This window comes from Methylobacterium sp. JK268, from assembly GCF_054052225.1.
Genome location: NZ_JBSVZN010000050.1, coordinates 14,240 through 41,124 on the forward strand (window position 1 = coordinate 14,240; position 26,885 = coordinate 41,124).

At 71.9% G+C, this 26,885-nt stretch carries 30 protein-coding genes; 22 read left to right on the forward strand and 8 right to left on the reverse strand.

The genetic code is table 11. The features are described from left to right. Positions 1–152: 152 nt before the first annotated feature. From ACW9J6_RS32900 to ACW9J6_RS32915, 4 genes are read left to right on the forward strand one after another with little or no spacing between them, the layout of a single operon-like run. Positions 153–635 (forward strand): tellurite resistance TerB family protein, encoded by a 483-nt coding sequence (locus ACW9J6_RS32900; RefSeq protein WP_457120542.1) that lies wholly within the window; start codon positions 153–155, stop codon positions 633–635. Beyond that, positions 632–1,387, forward strand: coding sequence for a glutamine amidotransferase (locus ACW9J6_RS32905; RefSeq protein WP_457120543.1), 756 nt, complete (start codon positions 632–634; stop codon positions 1,385–1,387). The genes ACW9J6_RS32900 and ACW9J6_RS32905 overlap by 4 nt, the downstream gene beginning before the upstream one ends. A gap of 10 nt (positions 1,388–1,397) precedes the next feature. Further along, on the forward strand, positions 1,398–1,784 hold the full coding sequence (locus ACW9J6_RS32910; protein ID WP_457120544.1) for a CidA/LrgA family protein: 387 nt from the start codon (positions 1,398–1,400) through the stop codon (positions 1,782–1,784). Continuing rightward, positions 1,781–2,497 carry an LrgB family protein gene (locus tag ACW9J6_RS32915; protein ID WP_457120545.1) on the forward strand — a complete coding sequence of 239 codons (717 nt, stop codon included), beginning with the start codon at positions 1,781–1,783 and terminating at the stop codon, positions 2,495–2,497. Before ACW9J6_RS32910 ends, ACW9J6_RS32915 begins: the two co-directional genes overlap by 4 nt. On the opposite strand, the gene ACW9J6_RS32920 is transcribed toward ACW9J6_RS32915, so the two are convergent. After that, a complete protein-coding gene (locus ACW9J6_RS32920; RefSeq protein ID WP_457120546.1) occupies positions 2,481–3,917 on the reverse strand; it encodes a DUF5939 domain-containing protein in 1,437 nt (478 codons plus the stop codon). The two genes, ACW9J6_RS32915 and ACW9J6_RS32920, sit on opposite strands and share 17 nt — an antisense overlap. A 45-nt stretch (positions 3,918–3,962) precedes the next feature. Continuing rightward, entirely contained in the window at positions 3,963–5,756 is a 1,794-nt protein-coding gene (locus ACW9J6_RS32925; protein WP_457120547.1) for an ABC transporter ATP-binding protein/permease, read from the reverse strand. 228 nt (positions 5,757–5,984) lie between these two features. Between ACW9J6_RS32925 and ACW9J6_RS32930 the strand changes: the two genes are divergently transcribed. From ACW9J6_RS32930 to ACW9J6_RS32960, 7 genes are all read left to right on the forward strand, one after another. Next, entirely contained in the window at positions 5,985–6,617 is a 633-nt protein-coding gene (locus tag ACW9J6_RS32930) for a 2OG-Fe(II) oxygenase (protein WP_457120548.1), read from the forward strand. Between the two features lie 49 nt (positions 6,618–6,666). Then, the gene (locus ACW9J6_RS32935) at positions 6,667–7,389 is read left to right on the forward strand and encodes a hypothetical protein (protein ID WP_457120549.1); all 723 of its coding nucleotides are present in this window, start codon (positions 6,667–6,669) and stop codon (positions 7,387–7,389) included. A gap of 174 nt (positions 7,390–7,563) precedes the next feature. Next, positions 7,564–8,466 (forward strand): ParA family protein, encoded by a 903-nt coding sequence (locus ACW9J6_RS32940; protein ID WP_457120550.1) that lies wholly within the window; start codon positions 7,564–7,566, stop codon positions 8,464–8,466. Then, positions 8,456–8,920, forward strand: coding sequence for a hypothetical protein (locus ACW9J6_RS32945; RefSeq protein ID WP_457120551.1), 465 nt, complete (start codon positions 8,456–8,458; stop codon positions 8,918–8,920). Before ACW9J6_RS32940 ends, ACW9J6_RS32945 begins: the two co-directional genes overlap by 11 nt. A gap of 109 nt (positions 8,921–9,029) precedes the next feature. After that, positions 9,030–9,266 carry a hypothetical protein gene (locus tag ACW9J6_RS32950; RefSeq protein ID WP_457120552.1) on the forward strand — a complete coding sequence of 79 codons (237 nt, stop codon included), beginning with the start codon at positions 9,030–9,032 and terminating at the stop codon, positions 9,264–9,266. 222 nt (positions 9,267–9,488) lie between these two features. After that, positions 9,489–12,026, forward strand: coding sequence for a PAS domain-containing protein (locus ACW9J6_RS32955; RefSeq protein ID WP_457120577.1), 2,538 nt, complete (start codon positions 9,489–9,491; stop codon positions 12,024–12,026). Continuing rightward, positions 11,918–12,298 carry a response regulator gene (locus tag ACW9J6_RS32960; protein WP_457120578.1) on the forward strand — a complete coding sequence of 127 codons (381 nt, stop codon included), beginning with the start codon at positions 11,918–11,920 and terminating at the stop codon, positions 12,296–12,298. The genes ACW9J6_RS32955 and ACW9J6_RS32960 overlap by 109 nt, the downstream gene beginning before the upstream one ends. On the opposite strand, the gene ACW9J6_RS32965 is transcribed toward ACW9J6_RS32960, so the two are convergent. Both ACW9J6_RS32965 and ACW9J6_RS32970 read right to left on the reverse strand, forming a co-directional pair. Then, positions 12,244–12,810: a cysteine hydrolase family protein gene (locus tag ACW9J6_RS32965; RefSeq protein WP_457120553.1), complete on the reverse strand. Its 567-nt coding sequence runs from the start codon at positions 12,808–12,810 to the stop codon at positions 12,244–12,246. The genes ACW9J6_RS32960 and ACW9J6_RS32965 overlap by 55 nt on opposite strands. A gap of 199 nt (positions 12,811–13,009) precedes the next feature. Beyond that, complete coding sequence (locus tag ACW9J6_RS32970; RefSeq protein WP_457120554.1) at positions 13,010–13,300, reverse strand: hypothetical protein; 291 nt, start codon at positions 13,298–13,300, stop codon at positions 13,010–13,012. Positions 13,301–13,410: 110 nt separating this feature from the next. On the opposite strand from ACW9J6_RS32970, the gene ACW9J6_RS32975 reads away from it, so the two are divergent. Beyond that, the gene (locus tag ACW9J6_RS32975; protein ID WP_457120555.1) at positions 13,411–14,190 is read left to right on the forward strand and encodes an enoyl-CoA hydratase/isomerase family protein; all 780 of its coding nucleotides are present in this window, start codon (positions 13,411–13,413) and stop codon (positions 14,188–14,190) included. A 119-nt stretch (positions 14,191–14,309) separates the two neighbouring features. On the opposite strand, the gene ACW9J6_RS32980 is transcribed toward ACW9J6_RS32975, so the two are convergent. After that, on the reverse strand, positions 14,310–14,648 hold the full coding sequence (locus ACW9J6_RS32980) for a hypothetical protein (RefSeq protein WP_457120556.1): 339 nt from the start codon (positions 14,646–14,648) through the stop codon (positions 14,310–14,312). Positions 14,649–14,926: 278 nt separating this feature from the next. Between ACW9J6_RS32980 and ACW9J6_RS32985 the strand changes: the two genes are divergently transcribed. Both ACW9J6_RS32985 and ACW9J6_RS32990 read left to right on the forward strand, forming a co-directional pair. Then, positions 14,927–15,460 carry a DUF1330 domain-containing protein gene (locus ACW9J6_RS32985; protein WP_457120557.1) on the forward strand — a complete coding sequence of 178 codons (534 nt, stop codon included), beginning with the start codon at positions 14,927–14,929 and terminating at the stop codon, positions 15,458–15,460. A gap of 35 nt (positions 15,461–15,495) precedes the next feature. Beyond that, positions 15,496–16,074, forward strand: a complete 579-nt coding sequence (locus ACW9J6_RS32990) for a PadR family transcriptional regulator (protein WP_457120558.1) — start codon at positions 15,496–15,498, stop codon at positions 16,072–16,074. A gap of 68 nt (positions 16,075–16,142) precedes the next feature. Here ACW9J6_RS32990 and groL read toward each other — a convergent pair whose 3' ends face one another. Next, positions 16,143–17,783, reverse strand: a complete 1,641-nt coding sequence (groL, locus tag ACW9J6_RS32995; RefSeq protein WP_457120559.1) for a chaperonin GroEL — start codon at positions 17,781–17,783, stop codon at positions 16,143–16,145. Positions 17,784–17,885: 102 nt separating this feature from the next. Next, positions 17,886–18,173, reverse strand: a complete 288-nt coding sequence (gene groES, locus ACW9J6_RS33000) for a co-chaperone GroES (protein WP_457120560.1) — start codon at positions 18,171–18,173, stop codon at positions 17,886–17,888. 175 nt (positions 18,174–18,348) lie between these two features. Between groES and ACW9J6_RS33005 the strand changes: the two genes are divergently transcribed. The 3 genes from ACW9J6_RS33005 to ACW9J6_RS33015 all read left to right on the forward strand — a co-directional run bounded on the left by ACW9J6_RS33005 (position 18,349) and on the right by ACW9J6_RS33015 (position 20,812). Next, complete coding sequence (locus ACW9J6_RS33005) at positions 18,349–19,323, forward strand: magnesium transporter CorA family protein (RefSeq protein WP_457120561.1); 975 nt, start codon at positions 18,349–18,351, stop codon at positions 19,321–19,323. A 484-nt stretch (positions 19,324–19,807) separates the two neighbouring features. Further along, complete coding sequence (locus tag ACW9J6_RS33010) at positions 19,808–20,551, forward strand: hypothetical protein (protein WP_457120562.1); 744 nt, start codon at positions 19,808–19,810, stop codon at positions 20,549–20,551. A 9-nt stretch (positions 20,552–20,560) separates the two neighbouring features. Beyond that, positions 20,561–20,812, forward strand: coding sequence for a hypothetical protein (locus ACW9J6_RS33015; protein WP_457120563.1), 252 nt, complete (start codon positions 20,561–20,563; stop codon positions 20,810–20,812). An 81-nt stretch (positions 20,813–20,893) separates the two neighbouring features. Here ACW9J6_RS33015 and ACW9J6_RS33020 read toward each other — a convergent pair whose 3' ends face one another. Then, the gene (locus ACW9J6_RS33020; protein ID WP_457120564.1) at positions 20,894–21,778 is read right to left on the reverse strand and encodes a DMT family transporter; all 885 of its coding nucleotides are present in this window, start codon (positions 21,776–21,778) and stop codon (positions 20,894–20,896) included. Between the two features lie 40 nt (positions 21,779–21,818). On the opposite strand from ACW9J6_RS33020, the gene ACW9J6_RS33025 reads away from it, so the two are divergent. From ACW9J6_RS33025 to ACW9J6_RS33045, 5 genes are all read left to right on the forward strand, one after another. After that, positions 21,819–23,252, forward strand: coding sequence for a lipopolysaccharide biosynthesis protein (locus ACW9J6_RS33025; RefSeq protein WP_457120565.1), 1,434 nt, complete (start codon positions 21,819–21,821; stop codon positions 23,250–23,252). Positions 23,253–23,305: 53 nt separating this feature from the next. After that, positions 23,306–23,644, forward strand: a complete 339-nt coding sequence (locus ACW9J6_RS33030; RefSeq protein WP_457120566.1) for a nucleotidyltransferase domain-containing protein — start codon at positions 23,306–23,308, stop codon at positions 23,642–23,644. 544 nt (positions 23,645–24,188) lie between these two features. Continuing rightward, on the forward strand, positions 24,189–25,379 hold the full coding sequence (gene glcE / locus ACW9J6_RS33035) for a glycolate oxidase subunit GlcE (RefSeq protein WP_457120567.1): 1,191 nt from the start codon (positions 24,189–24,191) through the stop codon (positions 25,377–25,379). 208 nt (positions 25,380–25,587) lie between these two features. Continuing rightward, a complete protein-coding gene (locus ACW9J6_RS33040) occupies positions 25,588–26,229 on the forward strand; it encodes a papain-like cysteine protease family protein (protein ID WP_457120568.1) in 642 nt (213 codons plus the stop codon). A gap of 2 nt (positions 26,230–26,231) precedes the next feature. Continuing rightward, the gene (locus ACW9J6_RS33045) at positions 26,232–26,819 is read left to right on the forward strand and encodes a hypothetical protein (RefSeq protein WP_457120569.1); all 588 of its coding nucleotides are present in this window, start codon (positions 26,232–26,234) and stop codon (positions 26,817–26,819) included. The last annotated feature ends 66 nt before the right edge of the window (positions 26,820–26,885 follow it).

The window sequence follows — 26,885 nt, forward strand, 5'->3', positions numbered from 1 at the left end:
TGGCAAGCGGGGAATCGCCCGCCGGCCGGGGCAGGTCATACGCAAGCCCGCCGGCCTTGGCAAGCCGGAACCGGCCGGCCTCTTGCATCCCGGCACCGGGAGTGCTTCACCGGATACTCCCGCCCTCCCCCGCTCCCCGCCCGCGCGAATCCATGCCGCTGATCCCCCGTCTCCTCGCCTACGCCGCCGACATGTTCGGGGCGCCGCCGCCGCGGGCCGGCCCGGCGGTGAGCGAGGAACACCTCGCGGCGGTCGCCCTCCTCGTCCACGTGGCGCGGGTCGACGGAACGCTCGCGGGAATCGAGCGCGAGCGCCTCGCCCGGCTGCTGGTCGGGCGCTTCGCCGAAACCCCCGCCGAGGCCGAGGCGCTGATCGCGCGCGCCATCGACGTCGACGACGCCACCCGGGACGTCGCCGACCTCGTCGCCCAGATCGGGCGCGACCTGCCCGAGACCGAGCGGCGGAGCCTCCTCGGCATGGCCTGGGCCGTCGCCGCCGCGGACGGGACGGTGCACGAGTTCGAGGACGACCTCGTCTGGCGCCTCGGCCAGCTCCTGCGCTTCGACGAGGCCGAGATCGCCGCCGCCCGCGCGGTCGCCCTCGCCTCGCTCCCCGCCGGCGGGGCGCCCGCGTGAGCGCAGCCGCCGAGATCGCGCCGGACAAGAGCGCGCCGGACAAGAAACCGGTCCTGATCGTCCTCCACCAGGAGCTCTCGACCCCGGGCCGCGTCGGGCGGCTGCTCCAGGAGCGCGGCCACGCCCTCGACGTCCGCCGCCCCCGCTACGGCGATCCCCTGCCCGACACCATGGCGGCGCATGCCGGCGCGGTGATCTTCGGCGGGCCGATGAGCGCCAATGATGGGGACGACTTCGTCCAGCAGGAGATCGACTGGATCCGGGTGCCGCTCGCCGAGGAGAAACCCTATCTCGGCCTCTGCCTCGGCGCCCAGATGCTCGCCAAGGCCTGCGGCGCCACGGTCTGCGCCCATCCCGAGGGGCGGGCCGAGATCGGCTACTATCCGCTGCTGCCCACACCGGCCGGGCACGGCTTCGCGCAGGAGATCGGCGCCGCCTGGCCCTCCCACGTCTACCACTGGCACCGGGAGGGCTTCACCTGCCCGGCCGGCGGCGAGATGCTCGCCACCGGTGACGACTTCCCCACCCAGGCGATCCGGGTCGGGCCCGCCGCCTTCGGGCTGCAGTTCCACCCGGAGGTCACCCACGCCATGCTGTGCCGCTGGACCGTGCGGGCCGCCGAGCGCCTCACCCTCCCGGGCGCCCAGGACCGCGTCCGCCAGATCGAGGGCCGCTTCATGCACGATCCGCAGGTCGCCCGCTGGCTCGACGCCTTCCTGGACCACTGGCTGGCCCTTGGCGCGGCGCCGTGACCGTCCCGTCATGATCGTCAGCCTCACGCTGCTCCTCCTGTGCCAGCTCCTCGGCGAGGTGCTGGCGCGCGGGCTCAGGCTCCCGGTGCCGGGGCCGGTGATCGGGATGGCGCTCCTCCTCGCCGTCATGACGCTGCGCGACCGCGCGCCCCGGCTGATGCCCAAGCCCCTCGTCGACGGCACGCTGGAATCCACCGGCAAGGGGCTGCTCGCCAATCTCTCGCTGCTCTTCGTGCCGGCCGGGGTCGGGGTGGTGGGGCGGCTCGACGTGCTGGAGGCGCAGGGGCTGGCGCTCGCCGTCACCCTGGTGGTCTCGACGCTCGCCGCGCTCGTCGCCACGGCCCTCACCTTCGCGTGGATGTCCCGCGCCACGGCGCGGCGCGGAGGGAGCCGATGAGCCAGGGTTTCGCCCTCTGGGTCTTCCTCGCCCACTCGCCGCTGCTCTGGCTCACCGTCACGCTTCTCGCCTACGTCGTGGCCGACCGGGTCTCGCTCGCCACCGGCCGCCACCCCCTCGCCAACCCGGTCCTGCACGCGGTCTGGATGATCGGGGTGGTGCTCTATGCCACCGCCACGCCCTACGCGGTCTATTTCGAGGGCGCGCAGTTCGTGCACTTCCTGCTCGGGCCGGCCACCGTGGCGCTCGCCATCCCGCTCTACGAGCACCGGGCGACGGTGCTGCGGGCGCTCGGGCCGATGCTGGCCGCCCTGGCGGTCGGCTCCACGGTGGCGATCGTCACCGCGCTTCTCACGGCGCGGCTGATGGGCGTGCCGCGGGACGTGCTGGTGGCGCTGGCGCCGAAATCCGTCACCGCCAGCGTCGCCATGGGGATCACCCAGGCGCTGGGCGGCGACCCGACCCTGACCGCCGTGCTCGTGATCCTCACCGGCATCCTGGGCGCGATCCTGGTCACGCCGCTGTTCGACCGGCTCGGCTTCACCGACTGGCGGGCACGGGGCTTCGCGGCGGGGCTCGCCGCCCACGGCATCGGCACCGCCCGCGCCTTCCAGGTGAGCGAGGTCGCCGGCACCTTCGCGGGCATCGCCATGGGCCTCAACGCGCTCCTCACCGCGGTGATCGTGCCCGTGGCGCTCAGCCTGCTGCGCTGAGCGGCCCGGCGAGGGCGAAGACCGGCACCCGGTCGCCGACGCCGCGCAGCGCGCAGGCCTGCGCGCTTGCGGCGAACCCGCCCTCCGCCAGGAGGCGCGCCGCCTCCGCGTGCCGCAGCACGGCCCCGGTGGCCAGGATCGCGTCGGCGGGTGCGAGGTCCTGCACTCGCGCCGCGATGTTGACCGTCTGGCCGAAGTAATCCTGGCGGTCGTTGAGGTGCACGGCGAGGCAGGGCCTCTCGTGCAGGCCGATCCGCAGGACGAGCGCCTCTCCGCCGCGGCCCGCGTTGAGCCGCGCCATCGCGGCCCGCATGGCGAGCGCGGCGGCGAGCCCCCGGTCGGGGGTCGGGAAGGTCGCCATCACGGCGTCGCCGATCGTCTTCACCACCGCGCCGCCATGGGCGGCCACCACCTCCGTCAGCAGGTCGAAATGGGCGCGCACGAGGTCGTAGGCGACGAGGTCGCCGACGCGCTCGTAGAGGTCGGTCGAGCCGGTGAGGTCGGTGAACAGGAAGGTCAGGCTCAGGATGGTCAGCCGCTGGTCGACGCTGAGCGTGTCGGTCCGGTAGATCTCCCGGAAGGTCTGGTTGCTGAGCAGGCGCTTGGCGGTCAGGAAGGGCCGCCGCCCGCCGATCAGCCGGGCCAGCGCCGCGCCGGCCACGAAGATGCCGGGGCGCACCCGCTCAGCCCCGCGGTTCTCCAGCGACAGGCGCAGCGCCCCGGGCCGCAGGACCGCCTGCCCGATCGCCGGGCGGGGCGCGTCGAACACGATGCCGAGATCCTGGCGCTCCGCGCTGGGCGCGCCCGAGACGTCGAGCATCTGGGCCGTGTGGGTGACCGGGTCGAACACGACCAGCGGCGCCTCGGGCACCTGCAGCGCCAGGATCAGCCGCTCGCCCGGCTCCAGCGCGACCGCCTCGAGCACCGCCTCCCGGGCGAGGGCATCGAATTCGGGCGGTTCGGGGAAGGCCACGCCGGTGCCGAAGAAGACCTGCCGGTGATAGTCCCAGAAGGACAGCCCGGCCGGGTCGTGGGCGGCGATGCGCCGGACGCGCGGGCTCACCCCGAAGCTCACCTCCACGGCGTCGTCGAGCACCGGCGCGGTGTCCACGGCGCAGAAGGCGCAGCGATACGCTTCCCGCCGCACATTCCTCAGGCTGGCATTGGCACCCAGCACCCCGCCGCAGCTGGAGCACAGGATGTTCCAGGACATCTCGACGAGGCCGAGCCGGGCGGCGTGCAGCAGCGTGCCGATCACCGCCTCCTCGCCGAGCCCGCTCGAGGCCGCCAGCGCGAGCGGGTTGATGCGCGAGAGGTCCCGATCGGCGCCGCGCGCGATCAGATCCTGCAGCGCCCGCACCGCGCCGGGATCGCCCGCCTGCCGGAGGGCCTCGAAGAGGGGTTCGCCGTCCTGCCGCATGCCCGGGAAGATAGGGCGCCCCCGGCGGCCGGGCAGGCGCCGCCGCTACTGCGCCGCCACCGCCTCCGCCCGCAGGTCGCGGGGCACGAACACGCCCGCGTCGTCCGCCGTCATGGCGAGGCGGCGCTGGTGGAACGCCTCCAGGGTCGAGCGGTGGCCGATCGAGACCAGCGTCGTGCCGGGCAGCTCCTGGCGCAGCATCCGGTAGAGGGCCGCCTCGGTGGGCTCGTCGAGGGCGGCGGTCGCCTCGTCGAGGAACAGCCAGTCGGGCTTGGCGAGCAGCGCCCGCGCGATGGCGAGCCGCTGCTGCTCGCCGAGCGACAGGGTCTGCGCCCAGGGTGCATCCTCGTCGAGCCGGTCGACGAGGTGGGGGAGCCGCGCCGCGGTGAGCGCCGCGCGGATCGCCGCGTCGTCGTGGCGGCCGGTGGCGTCCGGGTAGGTCGCGGCCTCGCGCAGGGTCCCCATCGGCAGGTAGGGGCGCTGGGGCAGCAGCATCAGGCGGGCGCCCTCGGGCGTGCGCACGCTGCCCTCGCCGAAGGGCCAGATGCCCGCGAGCGCCCGGAACAGGGTCGACTTGCCCGAGCCCGACGGTCCGGTGACCAGCACGGTCTCGCCGGGCCGCAGGGCGAGGTCGGGCACGGCCGCGATGCGGCGCCCGTCCGGCAGGCCCAGCGCGAGGCCGCGCACCGCGAGCTCCGCCCCCGTCCCCGGCGCCACGGCGAGCCGGCTCTCCGCCCGCAGCGCCTGCGCCCGGTCCATCGCCGCGTCGAAACTGGTGAGCCGGTCGACCTGCGCCTTGTAGTCCGCCAGCGTGACGTAGAAGGTGATGAAGAACGACATCGTCTGCTCGACCCGCGCGAAGGCGCCGGCCGTTTGCGTCATCATCCCGAGTGCGATCTGCCCGGCGAAGTAGTAGGGCGCGACCAGCACGTAGGGGATGACCGCGTTGACCTGCTGGTAGCTGACCGTGAAGGCCGCGAGCTTCTTGCGGCGGTCGACGATGGCGTAGAAGTTGGCGATCAGCGCGCCGAAGCGCTCGCGGAGGCTCGCCCGCTCGGCGGGCCCGCCCGACAGGAGCGCGACCTGCTCGCCGTATTCGCGCAGGCGCGCCAGGGAGAAGCGGAAATCCGCCTCGCGCCGCTGCTGCTCGAAGTTGAGACGGATCAGCGGCCGCCCGATCAGGTGGGTGATCCAGGTGACGAGGCCGGAATAGATCAGCGCCCCCCAGACCAGGAAGCCCGGCACGTGCCAGTCGGTCCCCGGCACCGTGAAGGCCGAGGAGATGCCCCACAGGATCACCGAGAAGGAGATCAGGTTCGACACCGCCGAGATGAAGCTGATCGCCAGCGTCTGGGTGGTCTGGGTGAACTGGTCGATGTCGTCGGCGATGCGCTGGTCGGGGTTGTCGGCCCGGGCGCCGGCGAGCCCCATCCGATAGTGCACGTCGTCGCCGAGCCAGCGGTCCACGTAGTGGCGCGTCAGCCAGGCCCGCCAGCGGATCCGCAGGAACGACTGCACCACGTACTGGATGATCGCGCTCGCCACGTAGATCGCGGCCCAGAAGCAGAAGACCGAGAACAGCAGCGTCCAGAACGCCACCGGATCCTTGTTCTGGATCGCGTTGAACCAGTCGCGGTTGAAGTAGGAGAGCCGCACGTTGATCGCGACCTGCGCGAACTCGATGCCGATCACCAATGCGGCCATGCTCAGCGCGACCCAGCGCTCCTGCATCCGGAAGGTTCCGAACGGCCACAGGCGGATCTCGGTGTCCTCGCGCGTCACGTAGTACGGAACGGCGAGGCGCCAGATCTGCAGGAGGGCCTGCTTCATTCGCTGCATGCGTGTCTCCCGGGGCCGCGACGGCGGGCGGCTGGCCTTCATGTCGCCCGCGGGCCCGCCCCGCAAGAGGGAGGCCCGCGACCGATCCGCTCCCCCGGGCTCCTCGGCGGGCGCCCGCGCGGCCGCCACGGCCAGGATGCCCCGGCCTCGCCGCAATCGGGGGTGATGAACGCGCGGCGGCGGCCCGCCCCGCGGGCGCCGCCCCCTCACCCTGACGAAGCGGACACCATGTCGGCCCTCTCGATCCTGAACGTCGACGCCGTGCGGGCGGCGCCCCTCACGCGCGAGCCCTACGCCTACACCCTCGGCGAGGGCGTGCTGCGCCCCGAGGCCGTGGACGAGCTGCGGCGGGACTTCCCGGAGATCGCCAAGCCCGGCTACCTCACGGTCGACGAGGTGCAGCTCAAGGGCCGCTTCAAGGCGCTGATCGACGAACTGGAGAGCGACGCCTTCTCGGCCGTGATGAGCGAGAAGTTCGGCATCGATCTCGTCTCCTGCCCGCGCCTCACCACGATCATGAAGCGCTCGCAGCCGAAATACGGGGCGATCCACACCGACGGCCCCTCCAAGGTGATGACGCTCCTCGTCTACATGAACGACGCCTGGGAGGCGCCGGCCGGCGGGCGCCTGCGGGTGCTCTACGACGGGCAGAACTTCGAGCCCTACGCGGTCGAGGTGCCCCCCACCATGGGCACGATGTTCGCCTTCCTGCGCGCCGACAATTCCTGGCACGGCCACCGCCCCTTCGAGGGCGAGCGCCGGGTGATCCAGGTCGCCTGGGTGCGCGACGCGGCCGAGCTGGAGCGCAAGAAGAAGCGCAACCGCACGGCGCAGTTCCTGAAGGGCATCTTCGGGCGCTGAGGGCGCGGGCGGGGATCCGCGGCGGGGCGCGAGGGGGGAGACGAGGACGGTGACCAGGGGCCAGCGCGGCGGGAGGGCGTCGGGATTGACCGTGATCGTGTCGGGTGCGCTGCTCCTGACCACGGTCGCCCTGGGCGGCGCCGTGCTGGGCGCCGCGATGCTCGGGCCGGCCGCGGCGCAATCCGACCTCGAAGGCCCCGGCCCCGACGAGCCCGTGCTCTCGAAACCCTACCGCTCCTCCGTGCCGCAGTTCCGCCGGCCCTGGCGCGAGCCGAGCCGCGACCCCGCGCCGGCCCCCGTCCCGGCGGAGACGGCCCCGACCACTGCCGCGCCGGAGGCGGCCCCCGCCCCCACGCCCGCCGCGGCGGCCCCGCCGGCCCGGCCCGCGCGGGTGATCCCGCCGCCCGGCCGCGACACCGCCGCGGCGGCCCCGCCGCCGCCCCGCGAGCCGGAGGAGGCCGAGGAGGAGGAGACGCCCCTGCCGACCTTCGTGGGCGTCTGGGGACCGACCGCCGCCTCCTGCTCGGCGCGCCGCGCGCGGCGCCTCGGCTACCTGCGGGCGGTGATCCGCGATCACGGCGCCCAGGCCGGCCGGACCGCCTGCGCGTTCCGCGATACGCGGCGCGAGGGCCATTCCTGGACCATGGCGGCGACCTGCCGCAACGCCCGCCAGCGCTGGACCTCGCATGTCCGCCTCTCGGTGGACGGCAACCGCCTGACCTGGTCGAGCGAGCGCGGCGCCTCGGTCTACGTGCGCTGCGGCAAGATCTGAGACCCCTTCCACCGCGTCCGGCCGGGGAGCCGTCTTGACGGCACGCCTGCGGCGGTGATCGAAGGAGGGGATTCGCGAGATCCCCATGGCCCCGTCGCCGCACGCTCCCTCCACCGGTGGCCCCGCCCCGCGCGTCCGGGCGGCGGGGCGGCGGCCGGATGCGGGGACCCGCCCGTGACGGGCAGGCTCGTCGCGGTCGCCAACCAGAAGGGCGGCGTCGGCAAGACCACCACGGTCGTGATGCTCGCCGACGCGCTGGCGGCGAGCGGGTCGCGCGTCCTCGTGGTCGACCTCGACCCGCAGGCCTCCGCCTCCCTCTGCTTCGCGGGCGACGCGATCCTGGCCGGGCTGATCCGGGAGGGGCGCACCCTCGACCACTATCTCGGCCTGCGCGTCGTCGACCGGGACGGGGCCGCCCTGCCGGACTTCGTGCGGGAGGCGGTCAGCACCACGACGCATCTCGGCGAGCCCCTCCCCATCGCGCTGCTGCCCTCTGGGCCGGACCTGCGCGTGGTCGAGCGCGAGATCGTCTACGCGCTCACCCGCCGCCAGCTCTCGATGCACGCCATCGAGCACCGGCTCTGGGACCTGTTCCGCGAGGACCTCGCGCCCCTGCGCGAGACCTACGACGTCGTGCTGTTCGACTGCGCGCCGGGCATCTCGCCGCTCACCGAGGTGACGATCCGGGCCTGCGACCTCGTGATCGTCGCCTGCATCCCGGACTTCCTGTCCACCTACGGGCTGCGGGGCTTCCACCGGATGATCTGGGGCACGCCCGGCGGCGAGGAGGGCCTGCCGCCGCCGCGCCGCCTGCCGCACGTCCTCGTCACGCGCTTCCAGCAGGGCGTGCGCCAGCACCGGGAGACGCTGCGGATGCTGGACGAGGGGGCGGCGGCCGAGACCCCGGCCTTCCGTCTCTTCGCGACCCGCGTCCCGCAATCGGCGGCGCTGGCCGCCGCCCTGGCGCGGCGGGACACGACGTTCCACAACAAGTATCACGACAGCTATCACGACCTCGTCGGCGGGACGCTGGCGCCCCTGCTGGCCGAGGTGAAGGAGGTGCTGCATGGCGCTTGAGATCGACGGGCTCGCGATCCTGTGCGCGATCGCCGAGGCGCCCGAGGCCTTCCCGGCGATCCGCGCCGACGTGGCCAAGGCCGCCCGAATCCTCGCGACGAAGCAGCTCAAGGCCCGCGACATGACCCTGGAGGGCCTGCGGCAGATGCAGGCCGCCCTCGGGTCCCAGCCCCTCGCCCTCCTGGTCGAGGGACTCTCCGACGCGGAGGTCCGCGGCCTCGCGGCGCGTTTCGACCCCCACAATGCCGGGCTGCGGACGGCCGGGCCGGTCGCGCAGCGGCGGCGCTTCCTCGCGCTGGCGGCGGGGGAGCCCCCGGCGCCGGGGCCGCTCGGGGGGCCGGAGGCGGGAGATGCGGCCGGGAGTCCGGCGGCCGGGCTTCCGGGGGCCGGGATCCTCGACTCCGCCGCGATGGCCGCGGTGCCGCCCCGGCGGCGGCGGCCCGCGGCGCCGTGACGGGGCCGGCGGCGCCGCGCTGGCGCCCGACTTGCTAGGGCCGAGCTTGTCTCGCGCGAAGCGCGCCGGTCTCCGGCCACGCGGCGGGATCGGGAGGAGGAGAACGACGATGTGGAGAGCCACAATCCTGAGCGCGCTGATGGTGCTCTCGGCCCCGGCCTGCTGGGCGCAGGGCAGCGTCGGCGCGCCGGTCCCCACCGGCGTCCCGGCGACGGGGACGCGGGAACTCGGCAAGGCGGATCGCAAGGCGGCCTGCACCGCCGTCGCCGACCGCGAGGGGCTGCGCGGCCGGCGCCGGCAGCAATACCGGGCGGCCTGCCGCGGACGGCCGATCCCGCGCGGGTGAGGTCGGGCGCCGCCGCCCCGCCTCGCGGGGCGGCCGGGCGCGATCCGGCTTGTGTCGGCCGGCTTTCCGGACGATATCGGGAACGATGCCGGTCCATCAGTCAGCGCTCCCGCCCCCTCCTCTCGGACCCGCGGGCGGAACCCCCACGGCGTGACCGAGTCCTTCCCGTTCGTGACGGGCGCCATTCCGGGCTTCCTCGTGGGCGGCGGCGAGGCCGCCCGCATGATCCGCGCGCGCGACTGGTCGGATCACCCGCTCGGGCCGCCGCTGACCTGGCCGGAGGCGCTGCGCGCCGCCCTGAGCCTGGTGCTGAACTCGCCCGAATCGATGATCCTGGCCTGGGGGCCGGAGCTCCACTTCTTCTTCAACGACACCTACATCCCGCTCCTCGGGCCGCGGGCCGCCTGGGCCATGGGGGAGCGGTTCGACCGGGTCTGGGCCGACGGCTGGGCACAGGCCGAGCCGATCGTCGCGGCGGCCCTGGCGGGGCGGGCCGAGCGCTTCGTGGACCTGCCCTGGCGCCTCGACACCGACCGCGGGGCCGCGCAGACCTACTGGAGCTTCTCCTATTCCCGGGTGCTCGACGGCGAGGGCCGCGTCGCGGGCCTGTTCATCCTCACCAACGAGACCACCGAGCGGGTCGAGACCGAGCGGCGCCTGCGCGAGAGCGAGCGGCTCGCCCGGGAGAACGCCGAGCGCGTGCGGCTCGCCCTGACGGCGGGCGCGATCATCGGGACGTGGTTCTGGGACCTCCCCACCGACCGCTTCACGGTGGACGAGGCCTTCGCGCGCAATTTCGGCCTCGACCCCTCCCTCGGCCGCGTGGGCCTGAGCCTCGAGCAGGTCGTCGCCACCGTGCATCCCGACGACAAGCCGGGACTGACGGCGGCGATCGCCGACGCGATCCGGCGCGGGGGTGCCTACGCGCACCAGTACCGGGTGCGGCGCGCGGACGGGCACTACTACTGGCTGGAGGCGAACGGGCGCGTCGATCACGGGCCGGACGGCACGCCGCTGCGCTTCCCCGGCGTGCTGATCGACGTGGAGGAGCGCCGCGCCGTCGCGGCCGAGCGCGACCGCGCCGCCTCCCTGCTGCGCGAGACGGCGGACGAGTTCCAGACCCTCGCGGACAACATCCCGATCCTGTGCTGGATGGCCCGCGCGGACGGTCACGTCTACTGGTACAACCAGCGCTGGTACGACTATACCGGGACGAGCCCGGAGCACCCGGACGGATGGATCTCGCCGGCGCTGCACGACCCGCGGCTCCTGCCGGAGGTGACCGCGCGCTGGCGGCACTCGCTCGCCACGGGCGAGCCCTTCGACATGACCTTCCCGCTCAAGGGCCGTGACGGCCGCCTCCGGCCCTTCCTGACCCGGACCGTCCCGATCCGCGACGAGGGCGGGGCGATCACCCGCTGGTTCGGCTCCGGCACCGACGTCACCGACCTGCGGGCCGCCGAGGCCGCCCTGCGCCACCTGAACGAGACCCTGGAGGCGCAGGTCGCGGCGCGGACCGCCGAGCGGGACCAGATCTGGCAGGCCTCGACGGACCTGCTCTGCGTAGCGGGCCACGACGGCTCCTTCCTCAGCCTCAACCCGGCCTGGACCACGACGCTCGGCTGGAGCGAGGCCGAGCTGAGGGCCCGGCCCCTGCTCGACTTCGTGCATCCGGAGGATCGCGCCGAGACCGCCGCGGCGGCGGCGGCGCTGAGGCGCGGCGATCTGCTGATCGGCTTCGAGAACCGCTACCGGACGCGGGACGGGCGCTACCGCTGGTTCTCCTGGAACGCCGTACCGCGCGGCGGCCTCGTCTACGCCAGCGCGCGCGACGTCACCCAGGTCAGGGCGCAGGGGGAGGCCCTGGCCGAGGCCGAGGCGGCCCTGCGGCAGGCGCAGAAGATGGAGGCGGTGGGCCAACTCACCGGCGGCATCGCCCACGACTTCAACAACCTGCTCGCCGGGATCTCGGGCTCCCTCGAACTGATGGAGACCCGCATCGGCCAGGGCCGGATGGGGGACGTCGCGCGCTACATGACGGCCGCCCAGGGGGCCGCCCGGCGGGCCGCGGCGCTGACTCACCGGCTCCTCGCCTTCTCGCGGCGCCAGACCCTCGACCCGAAGCCGACCGACGTGAACGGCCTCGTCGCCGGCATGGAGGAGCTGATCAGCCGGACGGCCGGCCCGGCCGTCGCCCTCTCGGTCACGGCAGCGCCGGACCTCTGGCCGGCCCTGGTCGACCCGCCCCAGCTCGAGAACGCGCTCCTCAACCTCTGCATCAATGCCCGCGACGCGATGCCGGAGGGCGGCCGCATCCGCATCGAGACCGCCAACCTGCGCCTCCCCGCCGAGGCGGCGCGCGAGCAGGACCTGTCCCCGGGCGAGTACCTGTCCCTCACCGTGGCGGATACCGGCACCGGCATGTCGCCGGAGGTGGCCGCCAAGGCCTTCGATCCGTTCTTCACCACGAAGCCGCTGGGCGAGGGAACCGGGCTCGGCCTCTCGATGATCTACGGCTTCGCCCGGCAATCGGGCGGGGAGGTGCGGATCGCCTCGGTGCTCGGGGAGGGAACCCGCGTGCGCATCCTGCTGCCGCGCGGGCGGAGCGGGGCGGGCGAGTGCTGGTGGTCGACGACGAGCCGACCGTGCGGATGCTCGTCGCCGAGGTGCTGGAGGATCTGGGCTGCACGCCCGTCGAGGCCGCGGACGGGGCCGCGGGTCTCGCGGTCCTGCGGGCCGAGGGGCCGGTCGACCTCCTGATCACCGATATCGGCCTGCCGGGCGGGATGAGCGGGCGGCAGATGGCGGAGGCGGGGCGCGCGGAGCGCCCGGACCTGAAGGTCCTGTTCATCACCGGCTACGCCGAGACCACGGCTTCGGGCTCCGGCGCCCTGCCGGCCGGGATGGCGGTGCTCACGAAACCCTTCGCGGTCGAGGCGCTGCGGGCCCGGGTGCACGAGATGATCGCCCGCGGCGATCACCGGGCGGCGGAGACGGCCTCCTCGGTGGCGATCACCCGGCAGAACTCGTAGGCGAGCGTCGCGCAGTGGACCGCGTGGACCTGCGCGGCGGGGATCACGCCGCCCGCCCCGTCCGGCAGGTCGAGGCAGTCGCAGGCATCCCCCACCAGCGCGATGCGCCAGCCGAGATTCGCCCCCGTGCGGACGCTCGTCGACACGCACATGTCCGTGGTGAGGCCGAACACCACCAGGTCCGTCGCTCCGAGGCGCCGCAGCCGCAGGTCGAGATCGGTGCCGATGAAGGCCGAGTTGACGCTCTTGGCGACGACCGGCTCGCCGTCGCGGGGCTCGAACCCGTCGCGGAAGCGGTGCCCGGGCCGGCCGGGCCGCAGGGTCGAGTCCGGCTCTGCCGAATCGTGGCGCACGTGGATGATCGGCAGCCCCGCGTCGCGCCACGCGGCGAGGAGGCGCAATCCGTTGCGGTCGGCCTCCCGGTTCCAGCGGCCCGGCCAGGGCGGTGCGTCGAAAGCCCGCTGCATGTCGATGGGGATCAGCACGGAGGTGCGGGAGGACGTCGGGGTCATGCCGGGCTCCGCGGCGGATGAGGGGGCTGCCCGCCCGGGCCCGGCGCCGCCGCGTCGAGGGACCGCTCCGCACCCGTAGCGCGAACGGCAACACCCGGACAGGCCCCGGTGCCGGTCCCGCGCGAACGCGGTTCCGGACGGGCACGCGGCCCGGAGGGGTCAGCGGCCCGGAGGGGCCGGCGGCCTGGGAGGGCCGCCGTCAGGGTGCGTCGAGGAACGACATCTCGGGGCGGGAGCCGGCACCGGGCGCGTCCTGATCCACCTGGACGCGCAGGCTCGCCGCGATCAGGACCACGCTCGCCAGGATCGCCGCGATCCAGATCAGGATCGGCGTGAGATACGACGCCCTCGCATGGAAACATCTCAGGAACGCGCACCCGAGAACGAAGCTCAGGCCGGATATGATCGGCAACGATAGAAGGTGCATCGCCGCCTCCATCGCAGAGGATGCGCGACGATAGTCTGAGAGACGCGGCTTCGCATCCTCCATCTCGTGGATGACCTGCGCGGATCCGGCGACGGCGCGGCCCTCGGGGGCGCTTGTGGGGCGCCGCCCGGGCCGCTAACCCGGTCGCAGGACGCGATCGGGGAGGATGCGGCATGAGCACGGACGAGCTTCTGGTCTCAATCGAGGGCGGGATCGCGCGGGCGACCTTCAACCGGCCGCAGGCGCGCAACGCGCTGACCTTCGGCATGTACGAGGACCTCGCGGCCTTCTGCGAGCGCATCGGCGGCGACCCCTCGGTGCGGGTGCTGGTGGTGTCGGGGGCGGGCGGCAAGGCCTTCGCGGCGGGGACCGACATCGGTCAGTTCCGGGCCTTCTCGACCCCGCAGGATCCCCTCGACTACGAGCGCCGCATCGACCGGATCCTCTCCACCATCGAGACCTGCCGGGTGCCGACCATCGCGTCGATCGCGGGTGCCTGCACGGGCGGCGGGGCGGCGATCGCCGCCTGCTGCGACCTGCGCGTCGCCTCGGCGGAGTCCCGCATCGGCTTCCCGATCGCCCGGACGCTGGGCAATTGCCTGTCGCTGCCGAGCCTCGCCCGGCTGTCCGGCCTGATCGGTCCGTCGCGGGTCAAGGAGATGATCTTCACCGGGCGCCTCTACGAGGCCGAGGAGGCGCGACAGGCGGGCTACCTGCACGAGGTCGTCCCGGATGCCGAGGCGCTCGCGGCCCGCACGGAGGACCTCGCCCGCACCATCGCCGGCCAGGCCCCGCTCACCCTGCGGGCGACCAAGGAGGGCCTGCGCCGCATCCAGTCCCTCCCCCAGGAGGCGGGCGAGGACCTCGTGCTGATGTGCTACACGAGCGAGGATTTCCGGGAGGGCATCGAGGCCTTCCTCGGCAAGCGGGCCCCGAACTGGCAGGGCCGCTGAGGCGCGACATCCTGGTCCGGAGCGGCGGGCAGCGGGCTCAGTGCACCTTACAAAACTCCCGTTGCACCGGAGGCGCCACGGCGAGCGACGACGGTGATCGGGAGTTTTGTGAGAGACACTCAGTGCCCGCCCGAACCGTGCTCCGCCTTCTCGCCGCCGCCCTTGCCACCCTGGAGGGCGGCCACCGCACGCACATCGGCGCCGCGATGACAATCCGGCTCGCTCCGCTGCGCCCGGCAGGCATGCAGCCAAGCCCCCGTATCCTCGGGGCACCGCCCGAGCAGCCGGACGGCCTGATGCTTGAGGTCCGGCTTCTCGGCCTCCTTGGCCAAACTCTTCGCCTCCTCCGGCGCCTGCTCGACCAGACAGCTCCTCAGCCGCTGATCGAGTTCGAGAGTCTGCGCCTGCGGCAAGGCCGGGGCGGCAAGAAGGAGGACAGTGGCGAGAGCGATCCGCATGCGGCCGACTCTAGGCCGGGAGTCGTTACCGCATCCTGATCTCTGCCGATGATTTTTATGGAAGGGACGACCGGTCGTGAAGCGGCGGACAGAACCGCGCGACATTGCGGCAGACGCCCCGCGCGGCACCGCGCTCCGTCCCGTCCCGTCGACTGTCGATATATCTTGACTTTCGATATATCGAGAATAGAGTCGCGTCGGTCGGGATCGTCATGGCGACGGTCCGACGCGCCCGGCCGGGGGCGGCGGCCGAGGCTCCTCCATCGGAGACCCAGCCCATGCTCCGTCGCGTCGCACTCCCCTGCCTCGTCCTCCTGCTCACCGCCCCGTCACCCGTCTGGGCCCGCGGCGGCCTGCACGGCGACGGCGGCGGGCGAGGCGATCCGGGCGGTGCTCGGGCTCCGGCCTACGTCCTGGTCAGCGTGGCGTCGGCGACGGACGGTGCGAGCCTCAAGGCCGCGCTCGACCGCCTCACGGCCGGCCTGCCGGAGGTCTCGGGCCGTCTCGCCGCCGACGGCGCCCCCGAGACACTGGAGGGCACCAAGCCCGAGCGCGTCGTGATGCTGCGCTTCGACTCCCTCGAGCGGGCGCAGGCCTGGACGCGGTCGGACGCCTTCAGGGAGGCCGCGTCCGCCCTGCACCGGACCGCCACCGCCACGATCCAGATCCTCGCCGGCCTGCCCGGTGCAGGCGAGGCCGGGGGCCGCGGCGGGCACGGGCGGGTCCACTTCGACCAGAAGGCCTTCGAGCCGTTCGTGAAGAAGAACGACGCCACGCTGAGCCGGCTCAAGGGCATCTGCAGCGGCTGCTGACGACACCCGACCCCACTCCAACCCGAGAGCACACGATGATGATGAGACATGGACGCGGCGGCTTCGCCCGCCTCTTCAAGAGCAAGGACGGCCACGCGGAGCATCACCGCGGCAGCCGCCACCGCCACCACGGCGGCCCCCACGGCGGCCGCCACGGCGAGCGGCCCTTCGACTACGGGGGGCTGCGCCTCCTCGTCCTGTCGATGCTGGCCGAGGCGCCGCGGCACGGCTACGAACTGATCCGCGCCGTGGAGGAGCGGATGGGCGGGCGCTACAGCCCCAGCCCCGGCGTGATGTACCCGACCCTCTCCTGGCTGGAGGACATGGGCTACGCCCGGGTCGAGGCCCAGGAGGGCGGGCGCAAGCGCTACCACGTCACGCCGGAGGGCGAGGCGTTCCTCGACGCCAACCGCGCGGCGCTGGACGCGATGACGGCCCGGATGGGGCCGGAGGGCGGGCATCGCTCCGAGGTGCCGCCGCCGGTCCGACGGGCGATGGAGAACCTCAAGCTCGCCCTGCGCCTGCGCCTGCAGCGCGGCCCGGTGGACCCGGCCGCCGCCGAGGCGGTCGCGGCGGCCCTCGACGCCGCGGCCCAGGCGGTGGAGCGCAGCTGACGGGTCCCGGAACGCAGAAAGGCCGCCTCGCGGCGGCCTTTCCGGTCTTCGTTGCTGGAAGGCTGGACTTAGAAGTCCATGCCACCCATGCCGCCGCCGCCCGGCATGGCCGGGGCCGCGCTCTCCTTCTTGGGCGCATCGGCGACCATCGCCTCGGTCGTCACCAGCAGGCCGGCCACCGAGGCGGCGTCCTGCAGGGCGGTGCGCACGACCTTCGCCGGGTCGACGATGCCGGCCTGGATCAGGTCGACGTAGGTCTCGTTCTGGGCGTCGAAGCCGAAGGTCTGCGAGCTGTTCTCGGAGATCTTGCCGACCACGATCGAGCCCTCGACGCCGGCATTGGCGGCGATCTGGCGGATCGGGGCCTCAAGCGACTTCAGGACGATCTTGATGCCGGCCTGGACGTCGGCGTTGTCGCTCTTGAGGTCCTTGATGGCGTCGCGAGCCCGCAGGAGCGCGGTGCCGCCGCCCGGAACGATGCCCTCTTCCACGGCCGCGCGGGTCGCGTGGAGCGCGTCGTCCACGCGGTCCTTCTTCTCCTTGACCTCGACCTCGGTCGCGCCGCCGACCCGGATCACCGCCACGCCGCCGGCGAGCTTCGCCAGACGCTCCTGCAGCTTCTCTCGGTCGTAGTCCGAGGTCGTCTCCTCGATCTGCGCCTTGATCTGCGCCACACGGCCCTCGATGTCCGCCTTGTCGCCGGCGCCGTCGATGATCGTGGTGTTCTCCTTCTCGATCCGCACGCGCTTGGCCCGGCCGAGCATCGGCAGCGTCACGTTCTCGAGCTTGATGCCGAGATCCTCCGCGATCATCTGACCGGCGGTCAGGATCGCGATGTCCTCCAGCATCGCCTTGCGGCGGTCGCCGAAGCCCGGCGCCTTCACGGCCGCCACCTTCAGGCCGCCGCGCAGCTTGTTCACCACCAGGGTCGCCAGCGCCTCGCCCTCGATGTCCTCGGCCACGATCAGCAGCGGCTTGCCGGTCTGCACCACGGCCTCGAGCACCGGCAGCATCGCCTGCAGCGACGACAGCTTCTTCTCGTGGATCAGGATGTAGGGATCCTCGAGCTCGGCGATCATCTTCTCCGCATTCGTGATGAAGTACGGGGAGAGGTAGCCGCGGTCGAACTGCATGCCCTCGACGACGTCGAGCTCGGTCTCGGCGGTCTTGGCCTCCTCGACCGTGATCACGCCCTCGTTGCCGACCTTCTGCATCGCCTGCGCGATCATCGCGCCGATGTCCTTGTCGCCGTTCGACGAGATGGTGCCGACCTGGGCGATCTCCTCGGAGGCCGAGACCTTCTTGGAGCGGCCCTGGATGTCCTTCACCACGGCGGTGACCGCGAGGTCGATGCCGCGCTTGAGGTCCATCGGGTTCATGCCGGCGGCGACGTACTTGGCGCCTTCCTTGACGATGGCCTGGGCCAGCACCGTCGCGGTGGTGGTGCCGTCACCGGCGAGGTCGTTGGTCTTCGAGGCCACTTCGCGCACCATCTGGGCGCCCATGTTCTCGAAACGGTCGGAGAGTTCGATCTCTTTCGCGACCGTCACGCCGTCCTTGGTGATGCGGGGAGCGCCGAAGCTCTTCTCGATCACCACGTTGCGGCCCTTGGGGCCGAGCGTCACCTTCACCGCATCCGCCAGGATGTCGACGCCGCGCAGCATCTTCTCGCGGGCGTCGGAGGCGAAACGAACGTCTTTCGCTGCCATGTCGAACCTCTTCAGTAGGATCTGTCGATCAAGCGCGTCCTCCGCGCGGCGCCCTCGAGGGCGCGGCGGCGCTGGGGATCGCGGGGAGAACCGGGAGGGGCCTTACGCCACCACGCCCATGATGTCGGACTCCTTCATGATGAGGAGGTCCTGGCCGTCGATCTTGACCTCGGTGCCCGACCACTTGCCGAACAGCACCCGGTCGCCGGCCTTCACGTCGAGGGGATTCACCTTGCCGGACTCGTCGCGGGCGCCCGGGCCGACGGCGACGACCTCGCCCTCCTGCGGCTTCTCCTTGGCGGTGTCCGGGATGATGATGCCGCCCTTGGTCTTCTCCTCGCTCTCGATGCGACGGACGACCACGCGGTCGTGCAGCGGACGGAATTGCATGTGCTGCCCTCTTGCTTCCCACAAGGACTTGCGCTTGGTGCGGCGGCGCGGCGCCAGCGCGACTGTTAGCACTCCTGAACCATGAGTGCCAGAGCCGCGGCTGACCTATGCGGAGCCCGGACGAGAGTCAAGGCATTCTCCGCCGTCTCCCCGGCCCAGCAGGATGTTTCCCAGGATGATCACCCTCCACGGTCCCGACGGCCTCGTCGCCGAGGGCCAGGCCTGCGCGGCGCCGCCGCCCGACGGCGTCTGGCTCGATCTCGTCGATCCCGGCGAGACCGAGATCGCGCTGGCCGAGCAGGCGACCGGCCTCGACATCCCGACCCGGGCGGCACTCAGCGAGGTGGAGCGGTCGAGCCGGCTGCGGCGGCGGCGCGACGCCCTCTACCTCTCGACGCCGATGGTGTCCTTCCGGCCGGGGGACCTCGGCCTCGCGCCGCTCGGCTTCGTGCTCACCCGCGAGCGTCTGGTGACGATCCGCTTCCAGCCCCTCCCCGCCTTCGAGGCGGTGAAGCAGCGCCAGGCCGAGCACGACGGCCCGGGATCGAGCGTCGCGGTCCTCGCCGCGCTGATGGCGGAGCTCGTCGACGGCCTCGCCGACAGCCTGGAGACGATGAGCGACGCCCTCGACGCGCTCTCGACCCGGGTGTTCCACTTCGACGCCCAGGGCCAGGGATCGGCCCCCAAGTGCCGGGACCTCGCGCTTCGCAAGATCCTCGGTGAGATCGGGCGGCGCGGCAAGGCGCTGTCGAAGCTGCGCGCCTCGCTCCTCGGCCTCGACCGGATCGTCCCCTACGTGCTCGGCGAGGCGGAATCCTGGCTGGAGCCGGAGGACCGCTCCCACCTGGAGACCCTGCGCCTCGACATCACCTCGCTGGAGGAGTTCGAGACCCGCCTCTCCGAGACGGTGCAGTTCCTCCTCGACGCGGCGCTCGGCCTCATCAACATCGAGCAGAACAACACCTTCCGGGTGCTCACCGTGGTGTCCATCGTGGGCATCCCGCCGACGCTGGTCGCCTCGATGTATGGCATGAACTTCAAGCACATGCCGGAGCTGGACTGGGCCTGGGGCTACCCCTACGGGCTGACCGTGATCGCGCTGAGCGCCCTCCTGCCGGCCCTGTGGTTCAAGCTCAAGGGATGGTTCTAAGACAATCGTCGATGGGTTCGGCTTTCAACGCTGCCAAATAGCTGGTATTGCAACCGAATTCAATCCAAAACCTTTCCGTTGCTGTTATTCTGAATATGAATTTTTAAAAAATTTGCTCAATTGATAATTTTCTGACCGAACTATTTTGGGCGTTGATTTTATAATTTTGCTTTTCAAGTGCGAATTCGACTTCTAGAGAGATCTTCCAAATCAAATTCGTTGCACGACTGCAACAGGAATCGAGATTGATTGCGATATTCAGAATGGCGCTTGAAAAATCAGATTCGCCATGATGACCTGAGAAGAACCAATCAGGCCAAATTTTATGAAGATAATCCGCCTGCTCTTATACGCAGCCTCTCTCTGCTTAACGGCGTGCGGGACAACGGTTCCGCCGATCGAGACTGGTCCCGATCCCGCGGAAGCCAATGGTTTGTTCGTACAAACTATAAGTACCCACGTACATTGTGAATTGAGGCAGGCATTGTTCTACGCGTACGATGGATTGCGACCACATCAGGACGTCGAATGGTTGCGGGACTGGGCCGCAAAGATCACGTTGACAATCAACATTGATGAGAAGACGGGCCTTAGTCCCGGGCTCAGTCTGGTTAATTTCTTTCCCGGTTTTAAGAAGGCATTATCAAACGGAGAGATCATCGCGGGTGGCCGCACCCTCGAACTTGGTCTCGGGGGATCGCTCGCCTCGACAGCGACGCGGGAGCAGGAGATCACCTGGTTCGTCACGTTCACTGACCTGTTCGAGGAGCGCCGCCACGCTGGGGGATCCTGCGATAACGAGGGGAAGCTCTTCATCGACGGAGATCTCAAGATCAAGGAAGGCTTGTTTGCTGGAGTTTTCCCCGCGAGCCTGACTCGAAATATGTCGGACCCTTTTAAATCGGGCGGCAAGTTACAAGTCGTACAGCATCAGATTTCATTCTTGATCGAGGCATCGGGAAACGTCACGCCGGCGTGGCACTTCGTCGATGTTTCGGCCAATGCGGGTGGGCCTTTTCTAAGCTCATCCCGCAATCGTAAGGACACTTTGTTAATTACGATGGGGCCGACGCAACTGGCCGGAGACGGCCGTCCGCTCAAGCCGACACGTCGGGCTCTGCCCGATGAGCGACTCGCGCGAGTCGTCCCATCGGGTTCCGTGGAGGCTTCGCATGCCGCGAAGCAGATCGGCAACGCCGTGGGCGCCAGCCTGCTGGGCTTGAGATAGGAGACAGGGATGAAGCCGACGACACTGAAAGATGCCCTCGCCCGCGGTTGGGTTCCCCTCACGGATCAGGAGATCGGCCGCCTCAGGGCGGCCCGGCCCGGGGGGCAGGTCAACGAACTGGCACTCGGCGTCGACTGCAACGTCGCTCCCGAGGGCACGCCCTGCGGCGGATTCGGCGGTCCGCATTCGGCGTCGATCGCTTGCTTCTGTCACAACGGGCTCTGCACCTGCTTCAGGGACCCTGCCGTTCCGATCCCGTGACCCTCGGCCTCCGGGTCGACGGGCGCGGTCGCGGCGGACCGCCGCTGGCGGCGACGCCGCGCCGCGGCTACAGGACTGGGTTCATCGCGCTCCCGCCGCCAGCGCCGATCCCGCCAGGACCAGCGCCGCCCCCGCCGCGGTCGCGAGCCCCGGCACCTCGCCGAAGGCGAAGTAGCCGAGCGCGACCGCCCACAGGAGCGCGCTGTACTCGGTGACGGCGAGCCGCGCGGCCTCCGCGCCCGCGTAGGCCCGGCTCAGCACCAGGTGGCCCGCGACGCCGAGGAGCCCGACGGCCACCAGGACCGGCCAGTCGGACCCCGCCACCGGCACCCAGGTCCAGGCCGCCGGGGCGGCGAGCATCGCGGCGGGGCCGAGATTCTGGATCGCCACGATGACCACCACGGGATCGTGCCGGGCGCGCGCCCGCAGCAGCACCATCGAGAGGGCGTAGGTGAGGGCCGAGGCCAGCACCGCGGCGATGCCCCAGAGATCGCCGCCCGCCCCGACCCCGCCGACCTGTCCGGCCGCCACCACCGCCACGCCTGCGAGCCCGACGAGGAGCGCCGCCCAGACCCGCGGCCGCACCCGCTCGCGCAGCAGCAGGGCGGCGAAGAGCGCGATGAAGATCGGGCTGAGGAAGGACAGCGCCAGCGCCTCGGCCAGCGGCAGGCGGCCGAGCCCGGTGAAGAAGGTGAGCGCGGTCGCCACCACCAGGACGGCGCGCAGGCCGTTCGCCCGCCAGGTCGCCGCGGACGGCCAGCCCGGCCGGCGCCACGCCAGGACGGCCAGCATCGCGGCCGAGCCGACGGCGTAGCGCAGGAAGGCGATCTCCGGCACGGAGTAGCGGGCGGCGAGCCCCTTGATGGTCGCGTCCATCAGGGAGAGCAGCCCGATGCCGGCGACCGCGAGCAGCATCGCGCCGCCCGGCGCCGCGACGGCGCTTAAGGACATCTTCGCGACGCGCACCTAGATTGCCCTCCGGATCCACCCGCGGAAGCAGCCCGACATGGCGGTCATCGCAGCCTTCGTGATCAATGCGGGCCTCAACTTCGCGCTCGGGCTCCTCATCGCGCAGTTCCTCGGTCCGGCGGATTTCGGGCGGTTCGCGCTGGGCACGGCGGGGGCCGTGCTGCTGAACACGCTCCTGTTCGAGTGGCTGCGCCTGTCGGCGACGCGCTTCTACTCCGACCGGGTGCGCCGGCACGAGCCCTGGATCCGCCAGATGCTCAACCGCGGCTACGCGGCGGTGGCGCTCGGCCTCGCCGGGGCGGCCCTGCTCTGCCTCGGCGGCGGTCGCCTCGCGGCGGGCTTCCACGACGAGACCCGGCTCGCCGCCGCGGCCGCCGGGGCGGCGATCGGCATCGGCATCTTCGACGGCGCGGCGGCGCTCGCCCGGGCGCGGTTCGAGGGCGGCCTCTACTTCCGGCTGGTGCTGGTGAAGAACCTCATCGCCGCGGCCCTGATGACCGCCACCGCGTGGCTCCTCCCCTCCCCGCCGCTGGTCCTGTTCGCCGGGGGGCTGAGCCAGCTCCTCGCCGTCCTCGTGGTGCGGCGCGCACTGGCGGACCCGCCCCAGGCCCGGACGCGCGGGCGCGAGACCCTGCGGCTGTTCCTCGGCTACGGCCTGCCGCTCATCGCCGCGAACGCGATCTACCACCTGATGCCCTTCGCCAACCGGGCCGCCCTGGCGGCGACCGCCGGGTTCGCGGAATCCGGCTACTTCTCGCTCGCGGCCGATATCGGCGGGCGCATCTTCAGCACGCTCGGGGCCGCCCTCGACCTGCTGCTGTTCCAGCTCGCCGTGCAGGCCGAGGAGCATCACGGCGTGGAGGCCGGCGAGGCGCAGGTGGCGCGGAATGCCGCCGTGGTGGTGGCGCTGCTCCTGCCCTGCGCGGCCGGGTTCTGGCTCGTGGCGCCGGCGATCGAGGCGATCGTGGTGCCGGAGGCCTTTCGCGGCCATTTTGCCGGCTATACGGTGATCCTTCTGCCCGGCCTGTTCGCGGCCGCGCTGATGAACTTCGCCCTGAACCCGATCTTCCAGATCCGCCGCCGGACGCGGCCGGTCATCGCCGCGGCGCTGACCGGCGCGGGGGTCAACGGGCTCGCCGGGTTCGCGCTGGCGCCGGCGTTCGGCGGCCCCGGCATCGCGGCGGCGCAGTCCCTGGGACTGATCGCCGCCTGCCTGTTCCTGGCCTGGCGGGGCTTGGCGGGGGAGCGGCGCCTGACCCTGCCGCTGCGCGACATCGGGGCCTCGCTCGCCGCGGCCGGGCTGATGGTGGCCGCCGTTCTGCCGCTGCGGGCGTTGAGCCCCTGGGTTTCGCTCGGGGCGAGCGTCGCCACCGGCGCCCTGGTCTACGGGGCCGCCGTCTGGCTGTTCGACATCGCGGGTCTGCGGACGGCCGTGGCGCCGCGGCTGCGGCGGGCGGTGCCGGCGGAGTGAGTTGCACGCGGTCGCGCGCTGCGCGACACTGATGCTCTGCACGAGAGCGCCGCATGACTCGCGACGAGGCCGCCTTCGCCGTCCCTTCGCCCCTGCGCCCGCTGGTGGAGCGGATCGCACGGGAGATGGCGCCACGCGCCGTTTGGCTGTTCGGCAGCCACGCTCGGGGGGACGCGAGGCCGGACAGCGACTGGGACCCGCTCGTCGTCGTGTCGGACGATGCTCCGGACGCGTTGCTGGACCCCGCCGCTACGTGGGCGTTCCAGCGCCAGGGCGGCGTGCGCGCGGACATCCTCGTCACCCGACAATCCGACCTCACCGAAATATGGGGCGTTCCGAACACGCTCGGGTATGACCTCGCGCGGCACGGCCGGCTTCTCGATGTCGGCTGAAACCGTCATCGCCAGCTTGCTGCGGATCGCCGCAGCCGATCTCAGCGACGCCGGTCTGCTCGCTCCTACGGGATCGCGGAATGCCGCATATCTGTGCGCTCAAGCGGCCGAGAAGGTCGTCAAAGCCCTGTCGACCGCCGAGCAGGTTCACGCGGAACGCAGCATCTCGCATCTGATCGACCGAATGACGGACCTTCTGATGAGAACCCGTACAAGGTCAGGCTGCGCGAGATCGAGCACGTTTCCGTTTACGCCACGACCTACCGATACCCAACGGCGTCGGGCCGCGTTCCCTCCTCGCCTGACGCAGGAGCCATCACCGCCCTCATAGAGACGGTTGGCGCGTTGCTGTCCGACATGGCGACCTCATTCGGCGTCGATCTGGCTCCCGGCAGTCGGGTTCCCGCCCGCTCGCCCACGCCCCCGCGGGCATTCCGACCTCCGTGATCGTGCGACGCCCGGAGTGCGACCGCTTGCACCCAGCATGCCTTTTCCGCATTCCTTCCCGAACCGGCCGCTCAAGGCCGCCAGGGACGAAACACCCATGAGCGTGCACCAGCCCCGGACCGAGGCGGAGGCGGCCGAGATCGTCGCGGCGGCGGCGCGGCGCGGGGAGCGCCTGCGCCTCGTGGGCGGCGGCACACGGTCGGGCATCGGCCGGCCGGCCCAGGACGAGGCGACGCTCTCGGCGGCAGGCCTCACCGGCATCACGCTCTACGAGCCGGCCGAGCTGGTGATCCGGGCGCTCGCCGGGACGCCCCTCGCCGAGGTCGAGGCGCGGCTCGCCGCCGGGGGCCAGATGCTCCCCTTCGAGCCCATGGACCACCGCGCGCTCCTCGGCTCGGCGGGCGAGCCGACCATCGGGGCGGTGGCGGCCGGCAACATCTCCGGGCCGCGGCGGATCGCGGCGGGGGCGGCCCGCGACAGCCTGATCGGCGTGCGCTTCATCAACGGGCGCGGCGAGGCCGTGAAGTCCGGCGGCCGGGTGATGAAGAACGTCACCGGCCTCGACCTCGTGAAGCTGATGGCGGGCTCCTGGGGCACGCTGGGCTTCCTCACGGAGGTCACCTTCAAGGTCCTGCCGGTGCCGGAGCGCGCCGCGACCCTGGCGCTTCCCGGGCTCGACGACGCGCGGGCGGTGGAGGCGCTGAGCCTCGCCCTCGGCTCGCCCTACGAGATCACCGGCGCGGCGCACCGGCCCGCCGGGATCGGGGGGGCGCAGGCGCGGACCCTCCTGCGCATCGAGGGCTTCTCGGCGTCGGTGGAGTACCGCCTCGGCGAATTGCGGCGCCTGCTGCGCCGCTTCGGCGCGGCGGAGGAGCTGGCGGACGAGGCGGCCGCGGCCGAGTGGGCCGGCCTGCGCGATGTCGCGCCCTTCGCGGCGGCGGCCGGCGAGGGGGCGGTCTGGCGGATCTCCACCGCCCCGACCCGCGGCCCCTCCGTCACCGCCGCCATCGCGCGGGAGCGGCCGGCCGAGTGGTTCTACGACTGGGGCGGCGGCCTGATCTGGCTGCGCACGGACGCGTCCGGCGACGCGGGCGCCGCGGTGATCCGGGCCGCCGTCGCCGAGGCCGGCGGCCACGCGACCCTGGTGCGCGCGCCGGACGCCGTGCGGGCCTCCGTGCCGGTCTTCGAACCCCTCTCCGAGCCGCTGATGCGGCTCACGGCGGGCATCAAGGCCGCGCACGATCCCGCAGGGCTGTTCAACCCGGGACGGATGTACGCGGGGGTGTAGGGGAGCGCGACCTCTCGCAGAGGAAGACGGCGGACAGGTCCACCGCGGCGGATTTCGGCGATTGCGGGAAAAGACTTTTCCGTGAATCAGACTTGTCTCTGGACGAATAACGGGACTCGCTCCATTTTTATCGCGTCGATATCCGCGGCGCCATCGAGGGTCGGCAGTCTCTGGATCTGCACGCGGATCGCGCCGCTGTGAGGATTGGATGCCTATACCGAAGTTCCTATCTCCCGCGCCCATCGCCCTTGGGTCAGCGAACGCATCGGCCGCCCTCGGCGGGTCCGGCGCGGGACGGCAACGCAGGACGGCCTTCCGGATTGAGCGTCAGGAACAGGACAATTGGTGCTGGTCCGCGGTCGGCGTGAGCGTCGAGCGGTTCTACGACGCTGCCCGGACCCGATCGCAATGCGCGCTCGCTTGCACGGCCCTCGGTCGTCAGGATTGCTGTGGCGATGGGGCCGACGATCCCGGGAAATGCGACACGCCCTGGTACCTCGATCGGGTGCTCAAGATCACGGGCAACATCGAGGACATGACCGGCGCGGCACTGTCCTTCAACGAGGTACGGTCGCGCATCGATCAAGGCGCGGTGGTGGGATGCCGGATCGGCTGGCACGGCGGCGGCGGACATTTCGTCGTCGTGTTCGGGTATTTCACCCGGGACGGCCGCGACTACCTCGACATCGGAGACCCTTGGTGGATGGATAGGGAGGTGGCGTATGATGAATTCCCGTCCTTGTACCAGTCCGGGGGTGATTGGACTCACACCTACCTAACGAGAGCGTCCGGCGCCGGCGGAGCCGTCGCCACGGCCGAACAGGACGATCCGGACCTCCTGGGAGCGTGACCATGACCTTGATCCTGAGGCCCGCCCCACCCAAGGGCCGCGCCACTGTCACGCGGGCGCTGCGCGATCTCTGGACGCGCGATCCGGGCGGCGACGCGGTCGGTGGCACGCCCATCAATCTCGCAGAGCCGATCCCCGTCTACCGCCTCGGCCTCGACCAGATCGATGACGTCGGGTGTCTGAAGCAGGCCGCGCCGGTCGGCTGGCGCTACCTCCTGGAAGCCGGCCGAGCCCACGTCGCCGTGGCGGATGTCGGCGAGCGGGACGGAGAGACTCGGTTCGCCAGCCTGTCGCGGGGCGACGAGGCGCAGCGGCTGATGGAGGCCGCCGAACTGGCCGCGAGCTTGGCCGAAGCCAGTCCAGAGGACTACGAGATCCGCATCTTGGACGTGCCGGCGCTGCACGCCTCGGCGGTCTGGTTGTCCGGCGCCCGGGACGTCTTCATTCCCTACCTCGACGTGAAGCGCCGGCGCGGTGCGACGATCGAGGTTGCCGACGACTTCCTCGCCACGCTGGTCGCGCGGGCCGAGGTCATGCGGGACACCCTGGCACGATTGGCCCCGGGACCCTCCCTGCAGATGGGTGGCTGAGTTCGGTCCCGCCGCGCCCAGCGCGGAGAGGAGCGGGGCATGAACGCGCCGGAGGGCCGCACACCC

Coding starts and splice junctions, on each gene's coding strand:
- ACW9J6_RS32900 (WP_457120542.1), top strand. CDS start 153: ATGCCGCTGATCCCCCGTCTCCTCGCCTACGCCGCCGACATGTTCGGG.
- ACW9J6_RS32910 (WP_457120544.1), top strand. CDS start 1,398: ATGATCGTCAGCCTCACGCTGCTCCTCCTGTGCCAGCTCCTCGGCGAG.
- ACW9J6_RS32915 (WP_457120545.1), top strand. CDS start 1,781: ATGAGCCAGGGTTTCGCCCTCTGGGTCTTCCTCGCCCACTCGCCGCTG.
- ACW9J6_RS32920 (WP_457120546.1), bottom strand. CDS start 3,917: ATGCGGCAGGACGGCGAACCCCTCTTCGAGGCCCTCCGGCAGGCGGGC.
- ACW9J6_RS32925 (WP_457120547.1), bottom strand. CDS start 5,756: ATGCAGCGAATGAAGCAGGCCCTCCTGCAGATCTGGCGCCTCGCCGTT.
- ACW9J6_RS32930 (WP_457120548.1), top strand. CDS start 5,985: ATGTCGGCCCTCTCGATCCTGAACGTCGACGCCGTGCGGGCGGCGCCC.
- ACW9J6_RS32945 (WP_457120551.1), top strand. CDS start 8,456: ATGGCGCTTGAGATCGACGGGCTCGCGATCCTGTGCGCGATCGCCGAG.
- ACW9J6_RS32950 (WP_457120552.1), top strand. CDS start 9,030: ATGTGGAGAGCCACAATCCTGAGCGCGCTGATGGTGCTCTCGGCCCCG.
- ACW9J6_RS32955 (WP_457120577.1), top strand. CDS start 9,489: ATGATCCGCGCGCGCGACTGGTCGGATCACCCGCTCGGGCCGCCGCTG.
- ACW9J6_RS32960 (WP_457120578.1), top strand. CDS start 11,918: ATGCTCGTCGCCGAGGTGCTGGAGGATCTGGGCTGCACGCCCGTCGAG.
- ACW9J6_RS32965 (WP_457120553.1), bottom strand. CDS start 12,810: ATGACCCCGACGTCCTCCCGCACCTCCGTGCTGATCCCCATCGACATG.
- ACW9J6_RS32970 (WP_457120554.1), bottom strand. CDS start 13,300: ATGGAGGATGCGAAGCCGCGTCTCTCAGACTATCGTCGCGCATCCTCT.
- ACW9J6_RS32975 (WP_457120555.1), top strand. CDS start 13,411: ATGAGCACGGACGAGCTTCTGGTCTCAATCGAGGGCGGGATCGCGCGG.
- ACW9J6_RS32980 (WP_457120556.1), bottom strand. CDS start 14,648: ATGCGGATCGCTCTCGCCACTGTCCTCCTTCTTGCCGCCCCGGCCTTG.
- ACW9J6_RS32985 (WP_457120557.1), top strand. CDS start 14,927: ATGCTCCGTCGCGTCGCACTCCCCTGCCTCGTCCTCCTGCTCACCGCC.
- ACW9J6_RS32990 (WP_457120558.1), top strand. CDS start 15,496: ATGATGATGAGACATGGACGCGGCGGCTTCGCCCGCCTCTTCAAGAGC.
- groL (WP_457120559.1), bottom strand. CDS start 17,783: ATGGCAGCGAAAGACGTTCGTTTCGCCTCCGACGCCCGCGAGAAGATG.
- groES (WP_457120560.1), bottom strand. CDS start 18,173: ATGCAATTCCGTCCGCTGCACGACCGCGTGGTCGTCCGTCGCATCGAG.
- ACW9J6_RS33005 (WP_457120561.1), top strand. CDS start 18,349: ATGATCACCCTCCACGGTCCCGACGGCCTCGTCGCCGAGGGCCAGGCC.
- ACW9J6_RS33015 (WP_457120563.1), top strand. CDS start 20,561: ATGAAGCCGACGACACTGAAAGATGCCCTCGCCCGCGGTTGGGTTCCC.
- ACW9J6_RS33025 (WP_457120565.1), top strand. CDS start 21,819: ATGGCGGTCATCGCAGCCTTCGTGATCAATGCGGGCCTCAACTTCGCG.
- ACW9J6_RS33030 (WP_457120566.1), top strand. CDS start 23,306: ATGACTCGCGACGAGGCCGCCTTCGCCGTCCCTTCGCCCCTGCGCCCG.
- glcE (WP_457120567.1), top strand. CDS start 24,189: ATGAGCGTGCACCAGCCCCGGACCGAGGCGGAGGCGGCCGAGATCGTC.
- ACW9J6_RS33040 (WP_457120568.1), top strand. CDS start 25,588: ATGCCTATACCGAAGTTCCTATCTCCCGCGCCCATCGCCCTTGGGTCA.
- ACW9J6_RS33045 (WP_457120569.1), top strand. CDS start 26,232: ATGACCTTGATCCTGAGGCCCGCCCCACCCAAGGGCCGCGCCACTGTC.